The organism is Paenibacillus sp. JQZ6Y-1, assembly GCF_040719145.1.
GTDB lineage: Bacteria > Bacillota > Bacilli > Paenibacillales > Paenibacillaceae > Saccharibacillus > Saccharibacillus kandeliae.
Genome location: NZ_JBFDUZ010000001.1, coordinates 2,386,159 through 2,408,236 on the forward strand (window position 1 = coordinate 2,386,159; position 22,078 = coordinate 2,408,236).

General features: G+C 44.4%; 14 protein-coding genes and 1 pseudogene. All 15 read right to left on the reverse strand.

Translation table 11 applies throughout. From position 1 onward, the window contains the following. Nucleotides 1-70 precede the first annotated feature (70 nt). The 15 genes and pseudogenes from ABXR35_RS10155 to leuD all read right to left on the reverse strand — a co-directional run bounded on the left by ABXR35_RS10155 (nucleotide 71) and on the right by leuD (nucleotide 22,004). On the reverse strand, nucleotides 71-1,921 hold the full coding sequence (locus ABXR35_RS10155; protein WP_367061329.1) for an ABC transporter ATP-binding protein: 1,851 nt from the start codon (nucleotides 1,919-1,921) through the stop codon (nucleotides 71-73). A gap of 199 nt (nucleotides 1,922-2,120) precedes the next feature. Beyond that, nucleotides 2,121-3,851 (reverse strand): annotated as a pseudogene (locus ABXR35_RS10160) (ABC transporter ATP-binding protein); the annotation flags it as partial. A gap of 429 nt (nucleotides 3,852-4,280) precedes the next feature. Continuing rightward, nucleotides 4,281-8,246, reverse strand: coding sequence for a dynamin family protein (locus ABXR35_RS10165; RefSeq protein WP_367059067.1), 3,966 nt, complete (start codon nucleotides 8,244-8,246; stop codon nucleotides 4,281-4,283). A 260-nt stretch (nucleotides 8,247-8,506) separates the two neighbouring features. Further along, nucleotides 8,507-8,785: an NAD/NADP transhydrogenase alpha subunit gene (locus ABXR35_RS10170; protein ID WP_367059070.1), complete on the reverse strand. Its 279-nt coding sequence runs from the start codon at nucleotides 8,783-8,785 to the stop codon at nucleotides 8,507-8,509. Nucleotides 8,786-8,800: 15 nt separating this feature from the next. After that, the gene (gene nth, locus ABXR35_RS10175; RefSeq protein WP_367059073.1) at nucleotides 8,801-9,535 is read right to left on the reverse strand and encodes an endonuclease III; all 735 of its coding nucleotides are present in this window, start codon (nucleotides 9,533-9,535) and stop codon (nucleotides 8,801-8,803) included. 442 nt (nucleotides 9,536-9,977) lie between these two features. Next, nucleotides 9,978-11,405: an N-acetylmuramoyl-L-alanine amidase family protein gene (locus ABXR35_RS10180; protein WP_367059076.1), complete on the reverse strand. Its 1,428-nt coding sequence runs from the start codon at nucleotides 11,403-11,405 to the stop codon at nucleotides 9,978-9,980. 206 nt (nucleotides 11,406-11,611) lie between these two features. After that, nucleotides 11,612-12,181 (reverse strand): NADPH-dependent FMN reductase, encoded by a 570-nt coding sequence (locus tag ABXR35_RS10185; RefSeq protein ID WP_367059078.1) that lies wholly within the window; start codon nucleotides 12,179-12,181, stop codon nucleotides 11,612-11,614. 30 nt (nucleotides 12,182-12,211) lie between these two features. Beyond that, on the reverse strand, nucleotides 12,212-13,456 hold the full coding sequence (locus ABXR35_RS10190) for an MFS transporter (protein WP_367059080.1): 1,245 nt from the start codon (nucleotides 13,454-13,456) through the stop codon (nucleotides 12,212-12,214). After that, entirely contained in the window at nucleotides 13,453-15,789 is a 2,337-nt protein-coding gene (locus ABXR35_RS10195; protein ID WP_367059082.1) for a M16 family metallopeptidase, read from the reverse strand. The genes ABXR35_RS10190 and ABXR35_RS10195 overlap by 4 nt, the downstream gene beginning before the upstream one ends. Continuing rightward, nucleotides 15,737-16,708, reverse strand: a complete 972-nt coding sequence (locus ABXR35_RS10200; RefSeq protein WP_367059084.1) for an NAD-dependent epimerase/dehydratase family protein — start codon at nucleotides 16,706-16,708, stop codon at nucleotides 15,737-15,739. Before ABXR35_RS10200 ends, ABXR35_RS10195 begins: the two co-directional genes overlap by 53 nt. Beyond that, the gene (locus ABXR35_RS10205) at nucleotides 16,705-17,808 is read right to left on the reverse strand and encodes a pyridoxal phosphate-dependent aminotransferase (RefSeq protein WP_367059086.1); all 1,104 of its coding nucleotides are present in this window, start codon (nucleotides 17,806-17,808) and stop codon (nucleotides 16,705-16,707) included. The genes ABXR35_RS10200 and ABXR35_RS10205 overlap by 4 nt, the downstream gene beginning before the upstream one ends. A gap of 12 nt (nucleotides 17,809-17,820) precedes the next feature. Next, nucleotides 17,821-18,498, reverse strand: coding sequence for an O-methyltransferase (locus ABXR35_RS10210; protein ID WP_367059089.1), 678 nt, complete (start codon nucleotides 18,496-18,498; stop codon nucleotides 17,821-17,823). Then, on the reverse strand, nucleotides 18,495-19,100 hold the full coding sequence (locus ABXR35_RS10215) for an NADPH-dependent FMN reductase (protein ID WP_367059092.1): 606 nt from the start codon (nucleotides 19,098-19,100) through the stop codon (nucleotides 18,495-18,497). Before ABXR35_RS10215 ends, ABXR35_RS10210 begins: the two co-directional genes overlap by 4 nt. 17 nt (nucleotides 19,101-19,117) lie before the next feature. Next, nucleotides 19,118-20,980, reverse strand: coding sequence for a hypothetical protein (locus ABXR35_RS10220; RefSeq protein WP_367059095.1), 1,863 nt, complete (start codon nucleotides 20,978-20,980; stop codon nucleotides 19,118-19,120). Between the two features lie 421 nt (nucleotides 20,981-21,401). Further along, nucleotides 21,402-22,004 carry a 3-isopropylmalate dehydratase small subunit gene (gene leuD / locus ABXR35_RS10225; RefSeq protein WP_367059098.1) on the reverse strand — a complete coding sequence of 201 codons (603 nt, stop codon included), beginning with the start codon at nucleotides 22,002-22,004 and terminating at the stop codon, nucleotides 21,402-21,404. Nucleotides 22,005-22,078 lie beyond the last annotated feature (74 nt).

Below are 22,078 nucleotides of genomic sequence, written 5' to 3' on the forward strand. Positions count from 1 at the left end.
GAATTTTTCTTTGTATAGATGGTGCAAGGGATTATTGGACATTTCATTAAGCGTTGCTTTGCCACGCCGATTACAGGAAACGGAATTGGGCTTCGATTAAGCCGTTGTAGACGCCTTGGTGTTGGATGAGTTCGGTATGGCTGCCTTCTTCTTTGATCTCGCCGTGATCCAGCACGACGATGTGGTCGGCGTGGCGGATGGTGGATAGGCGGTGAGCGACGATGAAGGATGTGCGGTCTTGCAGCAGTACTTTTAGTGCTTCTTGAATGCGCAGTTCGGTTTCGGTGTCGATGCTGGCGGTAGCTTCATCTAGAATGAGAATTCGTGGGTCTGCCAGCAAGGCGCGGGCGAAGGACAGTAGCTGACGTTGTCCCATGGACAGCACGTTGCCGCGTTCTTCCACTTCGGTGTCGTAACCCTTTGGTAGCTTTTCGATAAAGGTATGAGCATGGACAGCTTGGGCAGCGGCTTCGACCTCTTCGTCGGTGGCATCCAGGCGACCGAAACGGATATTGTCGCGAATGGTGCCAGAGAAGATGAAAGTGTCCTGTAGTACGATGCTGATTTGGCTGCGCAAGCTTTCTAATGTCACATCGCGAATATCGTAGCCGTCGATAGTGATTTTGCCGCTTTTGATGTCATAGAAACGACTGATCAAATTGATAATGGTCGATTTGCCGGAGCCGGTATGACCAACCAGTGCAATGGATTGTCCAGCCTTGACGTTCAAGTCGATGCCTTTTAGCGCCTGACGACCCGGCTCATATTCGAAAATGACTTTTTCAAATACAATATCACCTCGGATGCGCGGCAATACTTGGGCATCTGGTTTGTCGGCGACGGACGGCTTTTCATCCATAAATTCAAAAATGCGTTCCGATGATGCCATCGCTACCAGCAGCTGATTATACATATTTCCTAGACGGTTGATCGGGTCCCAGAAGTTGCTGACATAGTTGGCGAACGCAACCAGAATACCGATCTCGATCTCGCCACTGGCGATGAGCGTTGCACCGAAGCCAAACAGGATCATGGAGCCAAGTCCACCGGTGACTTCAATCAACGGTCCGAAGGTTTGGTTCAGAGCGGAGGCTTTGTCCCATGACTGCTTGCTGGACATGTTCATGTTGTCGAAGTATTTCATGTTTTGCTTTTCCTGTGTATATGCCTGCGTGACACGAATACCCTGAATCGATTCGTTCAAATGGGAGTTGATACGCGAGTTCTTCATCCGTACCTCCTGCCACGAACGGCGAATCACTTTGCGCAGCTTGGTCGATACGAAGAACATAATCGGCACCGTCAAAATGACAGCAAGCCCCAGCTTCCAGTTGATCAGCATCAGAATCACAACGATACCAATCAGCTGTACACAGTCGATCATGACGTTAACCGCACCATTGGTAAACAGATCTTGAAGCGAGTTCACATCATTGGTGACCCGTACAAGCACAGAACCGGCAGGTCGTTTATCGAAAAAGGAAAACGATAGCCGCTGAATATGCGTGAACAGATCGTTACGCAGATCATAGATCACACGCTGACCGATGATATTGGTATATTTGATCCGATACGCATTGGCGACCCACTGAATGAGATACAATCCAAGCGCCAGCGCGGTCAAGCCGTACAGCAGACCGAGACTTGGTTGACCATTCGCGGGCTGAATCGCCCGATCAATCGCCGCTCCCGTGATCAGCGGAACCGACAGCTTGGTAATCGTTCCAAGTACCATCATCAGTAGAATAAATGGTAGGATTTGACGCGCATATGGCTTCATGTATCCGAACAGGCGGCTGAATTGCTTCCAGTTAAACGCTTTGTCGATCAGTTCATCATCCTGATAGACGAACCGATCCTCTACGCGTACGGACGAGGTATCGTTTACCTTTTGGCGGCTATCAATGGATGTATTGTTCATGGACGGATTACTCATGCGGTCTCACCTGCTCCCTATCTGTCGATGGCTGATTATGTTTCCATGTGGTTTCTTCCTCTTCAGTCGATGCAGGAGTGGTTTCGTCGTGTTGAGCCTGTTGATGACGTTCTCTCTGCACCGCATCGACGGTCGATTGATCCAATGTGGCATTGGATCTATTCGCTTGCTCCTGCATACGCTGGATATGATCGGCATACTGTACCTTATACGTATCCTGATACAACCCTTCCACTGCGATCAATTCATCATGCTTACCACGCTGAATGACACGTCCTTCTTGCAGTACGAGAATTTCATCCGCATGTCGTAGCGACGAGATGCGGTGAGCGATGATAAAGGTTGTGCGTCCCCTCATAACCTCTTGGAAACCAGACTGAATCTCGTGCTCGGTCTCCATATCGACCGCACTGGTTGCATCGTCAAGAATGAGAATACGTGGATTTTTCAGTAGCGCACGAGCGATGGCGAGACGCTGCTTTTGTCCGCCGGACAACCCAAGTCCACGCTCCCCAACAATCGTATCGTAGCCATTCGGCATTTCCATAATAAAATCATGCGCTTTGGCAAGCTTGGCAACACGGACAACCTCATCCATACTCACCTCATTAATGCCATACGCAATATTGTTCTTAATCGTGGATGAGAACAGAAAGGTTTCCTGAAAAACAGACGATATACTAGCGCGCAAATCCTCAATACGGATATTGCCAATTTCGATGCCGTCGATTAAAATCCGTCCTTCATTGACGTTATACGCTCTCATCAGCAGCTGGATAATCGTCGATTTACCAGAGCCCGTACCGCCGAGCAAACCGATCACTGAGCCCGGTGGCGCATCCAAATTGATGTCTACCACGGCTGCCATTTTGTTGCCGTACGCGAATGTTACATGCTCAAACTGCACATGCCCCTTCATTTCGCTCGGTTGCAGTGGCTTGGCGCTCTCTGCATCGCTAACCTCGATATGTTGATTCAGGATTTCTAAAATACGCTCCGTCGATGCCTTGGACTGCGTATAGTTGTTAATATGAAAGCCAAGCCCCCACATCGGTCCGATAATGTACCAGATCAAGGTGAAAAAAGCTACCAGTTCCCCTAGCGTCATCGCCCCGTTAATTACGAGCGTTCCGCCGAAGCCGAGTAATATAACGATACATACCGAAGCCAATAGTTCCATTACCGGAAAATACCGACTCCACAGTGTCGATGTAAACACCTGATTCGTGCGATACCGTTCATTGCGCAGCGAGAATTTGTCTACCTCATGCGGTTCGCGGGCAAATGCTTTGACCGTGCGTACACCCGTTATATTTTCCTGCACCGCTGTTGTAAGTGAGCTAAGCGCCAGTCGCATCTCCTGAAATGCCGGATGAATGCGCGATTCAAACCGCAGCGCAACATAGACTAGAAATGGAATGGAAATAAGCGTGACCAACGTTAACTGCCAATTGAGTGAGAACATGACAATCGAGCCGAAGATGACCATGAGGAACACATTCAACAGCTGCGCAAATCCAAAGCCGATAAAGTTGCGAATCGCCTCCAGATCACCGGTCAGCCGTGACATCAGATCTCCTGTTTTGGCGGTGTCGTAGTAACGGAAGGATAAAAACTGAAGCTTTTCGTAGCAAGCGTTACGCAGTCGATACGCGAGGTAATTGCCCAACCGACCTCCAAAAAATCCGTGCATGAATTGCATGAATGCCTTTAACAATGTAACGGCAAACAGGGCTATGACGAGCATAGGCACCTGATCAAATCGCCTGAGCCTGATAATATCGTCAATCAGGTATCTAAGCAGATTCGGGTACACCAGTCCGAGAGCGGTAGCGGTTGCAAGACAGAAAATGGAGAGATACAAATAACTCCTTTTTTCCTTGTAAAAGGCTTGCAGTTGCCTGAGAACGTCCATGTTGCGCCTCCTTCAATCACCTGTCAGGTTATTTAGCATAATGAAGCTTACCACCGCGTCAAGCCTGCCGCAAAGACGATACAGGTCGGTTTACAGCCCTTGCTACCAGCTTAGTCCCATAATCAATATGTAATAGGTGAATTATAATGAAATCATGCCAAATTCTCGCAATCCCACCCATTTAATCGAGTGCCATGATTTTTGTAAACTTTAGAGTCCAAATGCAAAGTAAAAGCGTTGTAATTTCAAATTTAAATAACGTTTTTAAGTTATTATTTTATAAACAAATGAACCGATTATATATAATAATAAGGAACTATATGATATATAAAAAAAGAAGGTTCTTTCCGCTTCGGGAAACAACCTTCTATCATTATATGGTGATTATCTCATTTACAAGCTTCTGCTTACGATCTCGTTCCTTACGGCTTAACGTCCTGCTGTGGGTTGACTGGTAGGGACATGCAATTGCTCCAATCGGGTTGCCAGCTGCTGCCAGCGCTCCGGTCCATCTGCCATTTGCAGCGAAGCTTCCGTACCCTCTGCCCATTCGGAAATCTGGCGTTGTAACTCCTCTGCCGTCTGCTGTAGTCGTCCACCTAAACCATCAATATAATACGTAGCCAGTCGGTCACGCTGCCCATCCAGCAGCTTGCCGATCAATTGATCCAGTTCGGTACTGAGCTGATTACGAACCTTATCCCGTCCGCCCTGCTCGAAGAAATAACGCGGATTGCGGAACAGGGGCCAGAACGATTTCCAGTTGAGCGTTTCGCCTGCTAGCAGTGGCGGTAATTCTGGCGTCTGCCAATCAGTCGGTTCAAATGGCGATAAACGTAAGCCCGGTGCTTGCTTCTCTGCTTCTCGTCCATACGTCTGCATCCGGTCCATAATAAGGCGGCGTGCCGCCTTTTCCATCCGTAATGTTGTAGCTAGCACTTCCTGCTCTAGCTCAATGCCAAGACGGCGCTGCAATTCACGTCCACAGGCGGCAAAGTCAGCCTTCAAATCTGCGGATTCCTGATTAAGCTGTGCCGGGTTAAAAATTTCGGGAATCCAATCCAGCGTCTTGAGCTTCAGACGTTGCCGCACATGGAATAACAGTTCTGCACTTTCCTCCTGAATGCGGCGATCCGGCTCAGCTTCAGCAATCGCAGAAATGGTGCGATTCGCTTCCGCCTGCTCCATAATTAGCTGCTGACGGCGTTCGGCGCGATAAGCTTCCCCGCGCTGCGCGGCTTCCTGCCACGAAATAATCACCTCATGAATCCGATGCAGCTCCTCATCAGCAGCATGCACCGCCAATCCCGCCAACGTTTCATCAGCAAAGGACATGAAGTGATGGTGGAAGGCACGGAATCCTTCATCCTGCCCCTGTAGTGCGCGACGGCTCGACAACGAATAAATATGCGGCTCGCGAATGCCGGCACCATTCAGCTCCTGCTGAATACGCCCGACGACCTGCTGCTTCTCCTCTTCTGATGAAGCCAGATCGGACGCGTTGACGATGAAAAACATATTATCTAGTGCCAGACTTCCTTTGACCCGTCCAAGCTGTTCCAGCAACTGACGATCACCAGCGGTGAAGGCATGATTGTAATACGTCACAAATACAAGCGCATCCGCGGATTTCATATATTCAAATGTAACGCCCGTATGGCGCGCATTGACCGAATCCGCTCCGGGCGTATCAACTAGCACCATGCCCTGCAACGTCAGCGGGCAATCATAATACAGATCGACTCGGCGTACAAAGCACGACTGCTGCTCATCCGATACATACCCCCGAAATTGCTGCATATCAACCGTCAGTGCTTGACCTAGCTCATGACGCGCTTTGTCCCAGCCTGCCGCAGCAGCCAACACAAAGTTATAATGCGCCCGTGCCGACGGGTGAATGCGCGCAGGGTTCAATCCTGATACCCCGCGACTCCAATCCTGATCCAGTGTACGATCCGGCAAACCGAGCAGTCGTAGCGCTCCACTAATATCCTCTTGCAGCTCCTGAGCGGACTTCATATAAATAACTGCTGTCGCATGAGGGTGCTGTTCATCCGAGGACATAATCTGCGTAATCGCCGCCGTCATCGGATGCGGTGATACCGGTAGTACTGGACCGCCCAACAGCGCATTGGCAAAGGACGACTTGCCCGCACTAAAGGCACCAAACAATGCCAATGTGAATTTACCATTTTCCATCACTTCCGCCCGGCGACGCAATTCGGCTGCCTGCGAAGTTAGACCGGGAATATCATGAATCCAACCCGCAGCAGTACGAAGCTGCTCTGCCTTACTAAGCAGACGCTGCATCCGGTCGGATGAGCTGCTTACAGTATGCTCAGTGTCTAGCGATACGTTCCCTTTGATATCCGTTAAAGCCGCATGGTGCGAAGCAGTATGATTCTTATGTTGAGCAGCAGATGTATGATCCGCTACTACCGCATCACTGGTAGATGCTCGCAAGTCAGCCATTTGTTTGTCATCCGCATCCATAGCGACCGCTTCCGTCTGCTGTCCGGTCATTGTGGCATCAGTTGCATGTTCTGATTTTGCAGCGTCAGCATGAATGGCTGGCAACCATGACGGCATACCTTGTTCACGTTCTGGTAATATAGCGCGTACGGTTTGTTCCTGTTCTTGCTGCCTGCGCTCTCGTTCCAGTTCAGCAGAACGTACCGCAATGAGCTGCTCCACATGCTGCACTTGCTGACGGATGCCAGCCAATTGCTGTTCATTGGCAGGACGAAGCTGGTCTAGCAAACGATCGGTCGCATCTAGCGCCGCCCGTCGGTAGCGCGCTGCGGTCTGCTCACGCAGAGCACGTGTATAGTTCAATACATATTCGCCCGATACCGGCATGTCTTTGCCAGCACCAGTCGCAATATCCTGCTCGCTAATTTGTGGTAGCGATGATGTTAGCTCTGATTCCTGCTGTTCATTCCACAGCTCATGCTCCCTGCTCCAGCCGCGTAATAGTCCACGTACATGCACATCCAGATTGGCAGTGACCTGCTTGCGGAATGCTTCGAGAAAAGCTTCTGTACGCTGCTGCCGCTCCTGTAATGTTTTTTCCTTGGAGGCAAACAATCCTTTTTTAAAACCGGGACGCTCGCCCTCCAAATACAGCTGTGCCAAATCGCGCAGCTCAGAAGGTGTCAGATTTGCCTGCTCCACGAGTCGTCCAATCTCCCAAGCCCATTTATCCTTGAGCGAGGTCAATTGCCCAGCCGTCTCTTGCTCTTGCTGCTGCAAGATAGTCAGCTTCTGCTGCAAAGCTGGCAGATCATCGTTATACTCTTCCTGATCCCCGTCCTGTTCTTCGTCTTCCTCGGAAAAGAACGTCGAATCGTCACCCGACATAACCGCATTTGACGATTGAGACGGAGAATCATCCAGAGAAGTTGTGAAGGTGTGCGTATCGGCACTGTCATTTACCATATTACGATTCATACTATTATTGGCTGGCTCATTGACATCTCCTTGCGTATCCGTAGAGTGAACAGACAAGGATTCAGCCTGCACCTTATCCTGATCGCCCTGTTGACGCAGCCATTTGCCATGCTCCTCCGCCAATTCCCATGCCGCCTGCAAGACGCTATAATGCACCAGTGGACGATGATCCACTAGCAGCTCACCGATCAAGGAGCGTAGACGTTCCAGCTTACCATACTCGTGCTCCGGTGCCATTCGTGATACATACAGCACACCTGCTGGCTCAATACCGCGTCGAGCAAATGCCTGCTCTACCGCACGGCTATATTCTGTAAACGGCAATTCCTGATCCTCATGCTTGTCAATCTGGTTGACGATCAGATACAGCGGCTTCCCGCGCTCATACAGCGTACGCGCAAACGACAGATTCGTCTCGGACTGCACATGATTGTAATCCATTACGTAAAAGACAACGTCCGCACGGTGCAGCGCTGAATACGTTGCCGCTTCATGCGCATCATCGGTGGAATCGACACCCGGCGTATCCAGCAGCACGCCATGCTTGCCCAGCAGCGGCACATGATCCCAGAGCTCTACCGCTTCGTAATCACCGCCGTTTTTGCAATATTCGTCCAGCTCCTGCAAATCAATATCCAGCGTGCCGCCATCATGCGTATGCACAATCGCACGCGGATCGCCATCGCGGATCGAAGCGATATTCGCTGTCGTTGGCACAGGGCTAGTTGGCAGCACCTGATGACCACACAGCCAGTTCATTAGACTTGATTTCCCTGCCGAAAAATGACCGCAAAAAGCCAGCACCAGTTCATGCGAACGGTACTTGGTTAACAGTTCATCCGCCTTGCGGGCAGCATTGGTATTGCCCTGAAGGCGCAACTCTGCCTCCAGCTTTTCCAGCACAAGCTCAAAAGATTGTTCGTTGTCCGTTGTAATCGCTTGCATCAGTATGTCCCTCCGTGCTTTCTGTCTCGTCTTTGTATGCTGTCTGAATGATACGTTTCATCAGACGCCATTTGATCTGTAATGGTTTGGATCAGGATGCGGCTTTGTCTGTTATCAGCATCCCGTGAATCGTTAAGATGTAATCTTTATCCATTGTATCACTGTATCCGCCGGATCGGAAACACAAAAAAGCCTTTCATTCTTGCCATTCTCCCGTAGGAAAATGAGCAAGCATGAAAGGCTTTGCGGATGCCTCGTAATTAGATTACGCTCGCTTCCGTTTCAGCAACTGGCACCAGAATTTCAAACAGTTTGCCGTGCTGCAGAATGGTGATGCCTCTGCCTTTGTCCTTCATAACAACGACATCACGTTTTTGTGCCATACGCTCGATGTAATGCTCCGGTACGTCGCCGGAATAGTTGACTGTGATACCTTCAACTACCTTCTCTTCATTTTCAGCCAACTCTTCGGATACGATTTGCTCGAAAATATCCGAGAATTGTTCAAAATTGTCAGTGTAGACGGAAATGCATTTCATAACGTTCGACCTCTTTTATGTTGTAGTATTGGTTTCGTTCCCCTGCAGACCGATGGCCGATGACGCGGACTTTCTCGGCTTGGTTGCCTTTTTGTCTTTGATCACCAGGGACGTTTTCATTCGTTTTTTGCCTTCACGGCAAACGTCGAGCAACGGGCAAATCTGGCAGGCGGGATTTTGTGCCTTGCAATGATACCTGCCAAAAAAGATAAACTGATGATGCGACTGCGTCCAATCCTCACGCGGCACCTTTTTCATCAGCTTGCGCTCCACTTCCATTACATTGTCTTTCCAATTCGCGAGACCCAGTCGTTTGGACACCCGTTCCACATGGGTATCCACAGCAAAAGCAGGCACACCAAAAGCGTTGGACACCACCACATTGGCGGTCTTGCGTCCGACACCGGGTAACTGAACGAGCAGATCATGCTCACCCGGAACATCCCCGCCGTATTTTTCGATCAAAATATGGCACAGGTTTTGAATATGCTTCGCTTTGCTTCGGTACAGACCGATGCGCCGTATATCCTGTTCCAGTTCCTCCAGCGGTACACTCAGGTAATCCTGCGGTGTCCGGTACTTCTGAAACAAATCAACGGTTACCTTGTTGACGGTTGCGTCGGTACACTGTGCGGAGAGCAGTACCGCAATAGTCAGTTCAAAGGCGTTACTATGATTAAGTTCGCAGTGTGCATCAGGAAACATGCCGGCGATCGTATCCAGAATATGTCTTACCGTAGCGGCATTCATTTTCATTCCTCCTGCAAAAAACCGTCTGCTCGCGATGTATAATCACGACTCAGACGGTATCGTCTCGCGGTACCTGATGATGGGAATGCTGGGTTATGTTTCAGACTCTCGTGCTCCATCTTCAATGACAATACAATTCGTATCTTAACATGTTCCGGCTGTAATTGCACGCAAACTTTACATGAAATTTCAGCAATTTTATTGTCATTTAAAACAAACATTTAGCCTGCTATACGACTCCCGCACCCGATCACAACCAGATCTCGTCAGAGTGTGATTAATTTTCCACTTTACACCTGCAACGCCATGTCGCAGAAACGCAATCTACGCTTATGTTCCATGCACAACATAAAAACCGGCGTTGCTCCGGTAGAGGAACAGACGCCGGTGAAACTACAATCTTTTGCGGCAAGCCGCAGACATAAGGTATACGCAAAAATGATTACGATACGCCCATGTACTCCTTGATCCCTTTGACAATGGATGCAGCTACTTGATCCTGCTTGCTCGTATCCATCATTTTGGATTCTTCGGTTTTGTTACTGATAAAGCCTACTTCCAGAAGCACGGCTGGCATAGTTGTTTCGCGGATAACATGGAAATTGCCGTATTGCACGCCACGATCCTTGAAGCCGGTCGCTGCCACAAAATACTTATGAATCGTTTGAGCCAGTTTCTTACTGCTAGCACGTTGATAATAGGTTTCCGTACCAGAAGCTGCTGAGGAGCCGCTACTGTTGGCATGAATAGAAACGAATACGTCTGCACCCAACTTCTCGGCAATCTTCACGCGTTCCTTCAATTCAAGGAAGGTGTCATCCGAGCGAGTCAGAATCACATCAATATTCGGGTCCTGCTTGAGCAGAGCTTCCACTTTCAGAGCAAGCGCTAGATTCAGCTTTTTCTCTGTCGTTTGTGACCCAATAGCACCCGGGTCCTGATCACCGTGTCCTGCATCAATGACAACTACCTTTTTACCAGAGCCACCTACGCCTGTACCCGGCTGAGTTGGACCAGTTGTTGTTGTCGGATCGGTCGTTTTCCCTGTGTCTGGTGTCAGATCGACAATCAGCAGACTATCTTCGGTAAAGACCTCATAGTTTTGTTTGTTCTTCAGATCAATGACAACACGTACGCTGGATGGGTCCGTGCTGTATTGCGAATAACGAATTTGAGATACATTGTTGTTGTTTGGCACGGCGATTGTTGCAATCTGTCCTGCACTTGCGTCCGGTCCTTGAGCAGCAAAGCCATCACCGAAGTTTGTGTTAGGCAGATCGACCACAATGCGATCCGGCGAATCCATTTTGGACACTTTTGGCGTTACGCTCTTGTCGAGCGTCACCAGCAACCGACTTTCGCTGAAGCTGATGCCATTCACCAGTGCAAGACCATTTTCGGCGCTACCTGTTCCCGAGCCCGAATTCGTTCCTCCGCCGGTGTCATCACCCGAAGTTGTCAATGTTACGATTTTGTCGCTGTTGTTCCAGCTGAGACCGATACCCATCTGCTCGCTCACGAGACGGATCGGAACCAGTGTTGTACCGTTCTGAACGACAGGTGCCGTGTTCAGATTGTACGTTGTGTTGCCAACCGCAGCGGATTTTTTACCGATAAACAGTTGAATTGACTTACTGTCGCTATCAATCGTTACTCGACCTTCCGATTGATTCCACTGTACCTTGTAGCCTAGATTTTCCGAAACGACGCGGATCGGTATCATGACCGAGCCATCAATATTTTGTACATCCTCCGGAATGCTAAGCTCCTGGCCGTTCAGTACAACTTTTGTGCTAGTGGCGGCTTCGCCAATATGGGGAAAGGACCACAAAAACACAAACAAAAACATCAAAAAACCCAATTTCTTCATTCTTCACCCCTACCATTCCCAGTTTGATTACCGAACTCCCAGCACGGCTGTACCGGCAAATTATTACCAGACGACTAATTAGACGCTTATGCCTATCAAAAGTTGCGAAGGAATTTGCAAATCCATATGTATTTTTATAGGAAGCTTGCATAAACACGCAAAATAAAAATAGACCAATACAATACATTGTATCGGTCTATTTTGAATTATTTTATAGATTGACTTGGCAAAAACTTATGTGCGTAATCTAATAATTGCTCTGTGAATGCGTTCATACGCAACAACATATCTGCATTTTGAATCACATACTTATCATTATCTAATACAAAATCATTATTACACGCTGAAACTTGAGCAGGAATAGCTAAGCCCAGCAAGCCACGTACCACAATTCTAAGATGATCCAGTGGCTGAGTGCTTCTTATTCCGCCTCCATTAGCCAGTAACCCAAAAATCTTATTGCGACATAGATCCATATTCATCCAATCTATCGCATTTTTAAGAACGCCTGAATATGAATTATGGTAATTCGGAGAACCTACCACAATCACATCAGCTTTTTGCAAAATCCCAATAAACTCCTGTACTGCTGGATCGGGAGAAAGATGTGGTTCATGATGATAGGTCGGATCTGTCATAGGCAACGGTTTTTGTTTCAAATCCCAAAGATGGGTGGTACAGCCTTCCTCTTTCAAACGTTGCTCCGTATATTCAAGCAATGCAAGGGTATGAGCGTTTTTAGCAAGGCTACCGCAAATTAATAATACTTCTGGCATACATCTCACTCCTTTTAAAAATAGATACATTTATATGTTGGCTGTTGTATTGATAACAGGATTATTGGTATCGCAGCTTCGCTTCCACCATATATACAGTAAGATAGCCGAGAGAAAAGAGTAGATTGCTGCAATGATTAGAGATACCGCTAAACTAAATATAGATAAAAGACCACCAATAAACAAATAAGCAAACGCATCTGCTACATTGCCAATACTAGAACGAACTGCCATGACTTTACCAAGCATGCTGGAAGGAGACTGAAGTTGCAGCACTGTTGTCATAGTGGTTCCAGATACTGTACTTCCTAATCCAAGTACACAAGCTGCGATTAAAACCATTTCTATATTATTAGCATAGGCTAGAATGACATACGCTGCGCACCGAATAGTATAACCAAAAAACACCCATTTAATCGGTTGCTTCAATTTGAAGTTAGCCAGCGCTAGAGACGATATCATGGCGGAAAATGCAATAGCCGACATCACAAAGCCAAGATTTTGCTCTCCGCCTACTCCGATAAACTGAAGAAGTTCTGGAATTCCTAATTGTAATATCCCTACACCTACTAATAGTTGAAGAGCAAATGCCAGCATCATAATAAAGATGGTACGATTTCCTTTAAACATAAATCCAAAAATCGACCAGCTGTCATATAGCACATTGCTTTTAGAGAAAAGAAGACCCCAATTCAATTTACTGTACTGCATAGCTGGATATTTAATACATACAATCAGTATCGCTGAAATAAAATAAGTCAAACTATCGACATATAATAATTGTGTAGCATCAAAATGAAATAGCAGTAACAATCCTCCCAATGAAGGACCTAACATAAGACTTAAATTTTCGGTCGACCCAATATAGGCATTCACTTTATTCAATTCATTTTTATCATTTGCCAATTCAGGTATACTCGCTTGATTCGCAGGATGAAAAAATGCTCTTAGACTTGTAATTAAAAAGCTTACCACAACAATTTGTGAAATGTTTAAAATACCCAAGCTATGTGCAATGGGAATCCATAGCGTAATAACACCCCTTGCAACATCACAAACTATCATTACATGTTTACGGTTAACACGATCACTTACTGCTCCTCCAATAATTCCAATAAACAGGTATGGAATGACGGAAGCGAATAATACCGCCCCTGCTCCGAGCGCATTATGAGTATACTCAAGAGAAAGTAAGGTCAGAGCCAGTGTATAGATCGATGTTCCAAATATAGATGTAGTATTCGCCAACCATAATAAAACAATATTACGATTCATCCTCTCTCCCCCTGCTCCAAAGGTCCGAATCGAATAATCTTTGGATGTGTTGCGAGCATTTCTTGTACATATTCAAACAACGTATAGGAATCTTTCGATTGCTCCAATCCTTTATTCAAAAAGTATTTTCGCTCTAACGCTTTATAGTAAACGAAACGATCCGTTGATCGTAAACACTGTCCTACTGAATCATATTCGTTTGCTTCCCTATTGCTCCATCTTTGATTCGCCCATTGTTCAATAGTCGACACTCTCTCCACCAAATATTGTATCCATTCTTTTACTAGCTGGATTATATCTAACACATTCGTCATACTACATTGAACACCGAAGTAGTGGTACTGACGATCTGCGGCAATAATGCTTTGTACGATTCGATAGGCAAACCCTTTTTTTCTAATCCAGCTCTCCAAAGAATCAAAGTCTCTTTCCGTTAATCCAAAAGCACATTCCTGCACTATGAATGATTGTCTGCAAATCACAGGAATGGGATATGCTACGACAACCCCCGTCCAATCCCGACTCCAGTGTATACTGTTCCCATCGTCAATGGTTGCTTGCTCATTGTTGTTGTCAAATGAATCCAGATGGTTTGAATTCTGTATGCTTTGAGAAATATGATCCACCGTCAACCGCTCATTCTGAGACATCATAGGTTGTAAGATACTAACTCCCTTTAATTTCGCTAATCCATGTTCATTCGTTCCTATCCAATCGTAGTGCTTCATCGCTTCGTATGTGTTCCACTTCAAATCAAATTCTAGACTAGGAAAATGAAGTTCATCTTGTTTGATGGATGATAAGCTTGCAGTTACAGATTGCAAAAACAACCTAACTGACTCGATAGAATGAATCAAATCACTTGCCTTAAAAAAAGCAAGGTGAATCATCGTCTCGTTCCCTTCATAGCGAATATGTTCAACCATACCATTCTGATATAGCGATTTGCTGATGTCCTTCAATTGCAATAGACGTTGAGACTCCACACGGTATAACACATGATATCGTTCCGTCAGCGATAGGGTACTTAGATGAACATAGGGTAGATCATACAAGTAATCATTAGGAAGCGATTGTAAAGATGTACCCGAAACGGAATGTGCATCTTCGGTTTTGACCTGCATGATTGGGGTGAGTTCCAACGGTTCTCTACTCACAGGATATTTATGTTTTTCCTGCTTTACTGTCATACCAATGGTCTTATACGAATTATTGTAAGATTCATCTGTACCCAAACTTATCATTTCATCCAGATTCAACTGATGAACAATAGCTTGTGCAGTACACTGAAGCTGTTCCAGGCTAGGAAACTGCTTCAGCCATTCCTGTGACGAAAGCATAGGACGCTGAAGCAGATTCTCACGACTACGGAAATAATGAATTAACAAATGTGTTTTACAATATTTATATTCATCCTTGGTTAAAGGCATATTCATCAACGTTAAACATTCATTTACTTTACATTGAAAATCCAAAAAGCTTGTTCCGGCATGATCCAACGTGAACACACCAGCATGATCATACACAAATATACGAGGATTCAGCTTGAGATCAGCTACATGGACTGCTCTTTTGAGTCTATATTTCCAAATGATTAATAATGCCTCCGAGGCGTGTTGAGAGATAGGTTCGTTGTGGTTTAGTACCCACCCAGATCCTTGAAAAGAATGTTTTCTAGCAATAATTGAGTATGAATCTACTGGCAAACATGTATAGCCAACTCCAATTTGATCCACCTTTGCTAAAAAGGATGGATTCGGATCATTGTACATGTTCGATAGAAATGGACGTATGAGATCTTGGATATCCTGTTGTTTCCAAGGACCACAGCCTTCTATTTTGACCGGTGAAGGATACAGAGATGTCCATTGATTCATTATAGTTGTATGAAGCTCTGCTACATTTTCTTTGTTACCTGTAATACTTAATCCATAACTTTGATTAGCAAATATGGCTGCCTGCAATTGTTCTCGATATACATAATTGGAGTCCAAATAATATTGATCCAGTTCACGTAAAATAATAGATTTCTCTCTCTCTACTTCTTCTTCGTCCCACTTCAATTCCGCAATTGTGAACAAGCATTGCATGGCATTATGCAATTGAGAAGCATCACCAATAATTGTGAATTCGGTAAAATCTCTTGTTGTGTTTGCTGATATGTTGGCGACAAGAGCAGCCAGCTTATTAGCAATCAAATGCTCTAACATATGAGCGAGACCCACAGGCACTTCAGAAGCAGCTCCAATAGGGTAGAAAAAAGTTAATTTTCCGGTCGTTCTATTTAACATTTCCTCCCAATTGAACAGTATTTGCTTTTTGGTTGTTTGCATAATCCCTCCCGTAATACTGAGCAATATACATCAGTGAATCTGCAAATGTATAAGCTGGAACATAGCCATATAACGTATTTGCTTTTTCAATAGGCAATGCTTGTGAAGTGGCAAATGTGATCGATTCAGATTGTACTGGAAGTCGAAAAAAACATTTCAATTCATACATCAGTTGTTCTGCAGATAACATTTTTCCAGATCCAATATTTAAGATTTCAATAGATGATTCTGGATTTACAAGATTGCTTTGCAATAATTCCGCTACAAAACCTGCAAGATCCCGAACATCTGTACATTCTATCTCTTGTTTCCATTGTATGGACGAGGATAAATTCGGGTCATCTTTTATAAATAGTTGATTAATTGCAGTACTCATCCAGTTTCCGCTTGTAGATGGATTAGGTCCCAAAACTCCCGCAGGTCTCAAAATGTGTACAGAGGTATTGGTTTGTTGACTTAACCTGCCAATTAACTGTTCGCTATAAAGTTTAGAGATGCCATATGCACTAACAGGTATAGGTAATTGATCTTCAGATCGTTCACGTCCCGATCCATATACTGCAAGAGAGCTTATGTAAATCAGTTGTTTTGGTGGTTTCATGAGACATGCCTCATATATGGACATGAGCAATCGTGCCTCATTTGCAATAGCAGCTCCCGTATGCTTTTGAAATGTTTGATGCATAGAACCAGCAGCAATGATCACTGTTTCAATAGCGTACTCCTGCAAAAGAGTATACACCTGTTCTTTGCTGCTTATCGCCATATCAATCATACATTCTCTGCTCAATCCCGAAATGTTATGGATGTATTCATGCTCCAAGTGAAAACCGACCATTCTCACACAATTTCCTGATGATAAGCAGCTTTTGGCAATATGGCTTCCGATAAGACCTGCACCGATAATCAGGACCGTCATTTCTCCACCTCCTGTCTTTTTATCAATTGAGTGTACAGACTCATCATTTGATGAATAGCCGAAATGACCACATTTTTTTGTTCCCCCATACTGATTCGAATGAGAGATTGGGCAGACTCTCCAAATTCTTTACCTGGCATAACAATAATTCGATGATTTTTATACAGCAAATCAGCGAATTCAACAGCGCTCATCTCAAGTGGTGCAATATCCATACATACAAAAATCCCTGCCCGAGAAGCATAAAAAGGAATGTCTGCATTGCTCAATAGTTGAGTTACACATTCCATTTTTTCCGAAACATCCTCAGCCAAACGTTGAGGGTAATCCTTATGATAGGTTAGAGCATGGATAGCAGCTTTTTGAGAAAGCCAAGCAGAAGACATGCCCGTATTCCAATGTATTTTAGTCAACTTACGAATGAGCAATGGATGTCCTGCAATGCATCCTATTCTTGCACCCGCCATAGCAAAAGCCTTGGAAAAACTGTAAACAAGTAAGGTTTGATCAGGTAGCCATCTAACCGGGCTGACAAATGATTGCCCGCCATTAAAGTCGCGATATACTTCATCCGAAATACAAAGAGCTTTATACGTTTGACAAAGCTCACAAAATTTCTGAACTACTTTCTCTGGCGGGATAAGACCCAAAGGATTATTGGGAAAATTCCAAATTACCGCAGTTGCTCCTTGCTGCAATCCTGCCTCAATCGCTTGAAGGGTATCATCCCATCCTGTATCTATATTCAATGGATAATAGTTATAAGCGATATCCATTTGTGTTAGCATTTTATGATATAGAGGAAATCCCGGTTCCGGAATCAGTACTGTTTTGTTTGTAAGCAAAGAATAGATAGCAGATAAAGCGGAAGATGCCCCACTTGTCACCAAAATATGTTCCGAACTTATCTCATTTTGATAGGCATCCTGTAGGTAAGAAGCCAATTCCTTGCGTAATTCTATCAATCCAGCTGGTGGAGTATATCCTCCCCATTCTTGAGCTGCCAGATCAGAAACAAACGTTCGAATCCCTTCATGAGGACCTCCACGAATATCTCCAAATGATACATCGATGATTGATTGCGAAGAAGTCATATCCATCTGCATGCCTCCTTATTTACAAATACTGATTTCCACACCACATTCGTCGATAGGCAAAGTTAACGTTGAGAGAAACAAATCCTTTTGTTGAACCAGCTCGTGATAAGCTTCAAAATCATTTTTAAATTTAGACACTAGTGGATCATGTGCTAAAACGATGGCTCCGGTTGCCAATTTGGGCATCCATTGTTGCAATAACGGAGCATAATCAGATTTCCCATTATTCTCCACATCTAAAAAAAGCAAATCTACACTATCATTTTCATAAAGATCTGCTGCTTCATAAGCATTTCGATTTATGATGGTTGCATGCTGTAAGCCAGCTACACGCATATTGTGTTCTGCTTGTTGACAGGCATCTGCATTAATATCAAATCCATGAATAAAGGAAGATGGACTATTATATTTGCCTGCAGCCAACCATAACATCGCGTATCCACAATAACTTCCTAGTACAATCGAATTCCCTACACTTTCAGAAGAGCTAATACTAAATAATAAGCGCTCCATCACTTTACTAATGGTAGTGGAAGGAACATCCATCTTTCCTGCAATGCGTTGTTTGAAGCTATGAAATAGAATCGGATCAAATCGTACATCTTGTCGAAGAATTTGAAATTTCTTGAGGCGTTCGATTAGCTGCTGCATCTTTTCATCCAGCGCATTTGGCATTAATGATAGTTCGGTCATTCCAATACCTCCTGAACGTTTTGAGCTGCAATCCATTTGCCTAACTGATATAACTCATGAGCAAGTTTAGTTTGGGTTGATTTGTCAGCATGTCGTAAATTTCCGACTGTTATTTCTTTGGGATGTACTTCCGCCCCCATGGAACTAAACGTGGTGCGAAGTTGAGAAGCTGCAAGCACAGCATCATCGTATTCAGCCCCTACAACAATTAGCGATACCTTTTTACCTTTCAAAAAGTCAGCTTGTTCTGGATAATCGTAAAGCGGACCTCCCAGTACATTCAGCGCATTGGTAAAGCCACCCGATACTGTTCTCCAATACGCAGGTGCAGATACAATCAAATGCTGCGCTGACATGACCGCTTGATACCATGTTTTCACACTTTCCTCTGTATAATCCTCTGGACCTCTACCATCGAAATAAGGCAATTGAAGATCCCTCAAATCCAAATACTCGTAATGATCATAGCCATGATCAGCAAAACTTTTCTTTACAATTTTTAAAACTTCGCGTGCAGCTGACTTACTTTCTTTTCCTGGTCCAGGCTTTAAACTTCCACATACGAGAAGACTTTTACCTGTAACTTGTAATTCATTTGACATTACAATTCCTCCAAATATTAAAGAGATACTGGTGTTATCTTCTGCTTCATATATTCCAGTTCACGCTCACTATCCTGATTAACAAGGAAATCATTCATATCTACATCAGGGATCATTTCAAGATCAACCGATGGATGATAAGAAGACAATTTGCTTTTCGGCATTTTCAGAACGAAGCTTGGTAATAGGGTGACTAGTTCTGTGATAGAACTGGAAAAGAACTTCTGATCTTCCTCAGGCATCCGAGGATCATTGATGAAGGCCTGCACGGTTTCCCATGCCATCTGTAGTGCTCCCTCATGTAAATGTGACGCAGATTTTATATATCCAACAGCCTGACGCCTAAATTCTGGCCAGTGTGCTAACGCGCGAGAAAGCTCCATACCTTTTGAGTAATGATAGAACGCTTGCTCATATTGTTCATGGCAATAAGACACATAACCTAACGCTTCATAAATCCCTTCAAGATCCAATCGATCCTTTTGTTCCATTGCTATCTCTTTGGCTTTTAAAAGACAATCAAAAGATTGATCCACGACACCAGCTTTCCAAGCAAGCATTCCTGTACGATACTGGAATGTATGTTGATTTCCAATCAATCGCTCGAATGCATTCTCCCACATTTTTAAAGCATTTTGATAATCTCCTTTGATCTCAAGCAAAAATGTCATATTCGATAACAAATTGTAGCGAAGGTACAAAGCACCAGGATTATTATCTTGCTTGATCAGTTGAAAAGCCATTCGCTCTCTATAAAAAACGGATTCAAGCTGTTTCTCTTTATCTATACCAGATAATCGTGAAGCAGCTACTGTATCCATAAAGCTCATTCCGTTATACACCCATCCACGTTCGAGACGATTTTGTTCATCAGAATCATCAGTTAATGCTAGTGCCGCCTGATAATGTTGATTTGCAACATCAAGATTATAAAAACGCTTGACTGCCAATAGTGCACATAAGCAGTCAATATGAGCTTTTATAGGCAAGGAACGCGCGTTATCACCTGCTTTTAAAAATAGTGTATATGCCTGATCATAAAGCGAGAGATTGGCATGAACGAGTCCACAAATGCGATATGCTTCTTCACTAATAGTTTCCTGTTGAAATGCAGAACTGCATGCAAGATAAGCATTTTCATAATTTTGTGTAACAAGCGCTAATGCAGCATCAGCCAAAATCCCGTATTCAGATGTTTCATACTCACAATGTTCATATGTAGCCACCGAAACTTCACTTTTATATATTCTTGGTAATTGTTCTGCAGCAAGGCGCTTAAAGATTCTAGCGCGTGCAACTGCAATGCTTGTCTGAATATGAAAAGGTTCATCAAGTTCCGTTTCCAATGGCACAGAATGTTCAAAACGAAAAATAAACGCAACTTCTCCAAATGGCATCAACTTGTATAACCGATTCAGTAGGCGGATGGATGGACGATCCATCCATTCTGCTTTCTCAATGATGATTAACATTCGCTTGCCATTATACTCAGCAATAGATTGAAGAAGAGTAACCATTTTCTCAGCAGATTGGTCAATCCATTTAGCAGTCGTATTGGATTCTCTACTGATTCTGCGGATAATACTATAAATAATAGAATCAGAGTTCATATCCAATCTTCTCCAACTATTCATCAACTGGTTAAATGCATGTCTGGCTTCTTCAATTACATGTACATCAATCAAGTGTTGTTCTGCATATTCCAAAATTTGATTCCAAATCGCTTCTACTGTTGAATAAGCCACAAAATCATGACGCTCAATCAAGTGAGAAACCGCAGCATACTTTGCAAGATGTAATACTTCTTCTCCAAAACAGTCTGCAGATTCGATCCAAATCATGGGTTGAGCATGTAATTGTTCCAACTGCATCGCATTCATTATATTCACTCCTTTATTAAGGAAATATAAAATTGTAGATATAAAGAAAAGGGACAGTTGTCCCTTTTCTCTAATTAAGTATTTAGTTTGAACCATATCACGCTTACCAGTTGGCAACCAGGGAAGCAACTTCGATTTCTTCAGTTTGTGCTTCTTCTGTTTCGATGCTCAAATCTTCCAAGAATTCCAGAAGTTCTTTTTCCATAACTAACACCTCCTTATACAATTTTTGATATATGGTGTTGCTCTTTAAATTTACGATATCTAAATTTTAATGTCAACATTTTGAATGTATTTTTTACAAATAATTCTATATTATTATATAAAAAGAAAAAATGCGGAACCATATGTAATATATGATTCCGCATTATGATATATTTTCATCTATAATTATTTGTTGCGTTAATTATTCTCACCAATATTAAGCGAATAGATGAGCACCACGAGTACGCTCATATTCGCTAATCGCATCGCCATGCTGAAGTGTCAGACCGATATCGTCCAGTCCTTGCAGCAGGAATTGACGGCGATGCTCATCAAGGTCGAAATGAATTTCCAGACCGTAGATGTCGCTCAGCTTTTTCTCTTCCAGATCGACAGTCAGGGTGTAGCCTTCATGAGCTTCCGTACGTTCAAACAGATCCTGTACCTGCTCTTCGGACAGCTTGATTGGCAGAATGCCGTTTTTGAAGCAATTATTATAGAAGATATCCGCAAAGGAAGGTGCAATGACGCAGCGGAAACCGTAGTCCATAATCGCCCATGGTGCGTGCTCACGAGACGAGCCACAGCCAAAGTTGGCGCGCGAGATCAGTACGGATGCACCCTGATAACGCGGTTTGTTCATATCAAAGTTCTCATTCACATTACCCTCTTCGTCCCAGCGCCATTCGTAGAACAGAAACTGACCGAAGCCCGTGCGCTCAATACGCTTGAGGAATTGTTTTGGGATGATTGCATCCGTGTCCACGTTCACCCGGTCAACCGGGGCAACGATACCGTTCAATTTCGTAAATGCTTCCATTGTAAAGACTCCTCTCTGAGTTGCCTTGCATAGTTTTATTTCTATTTACGTATCATATCTTTTATTTAGGATCA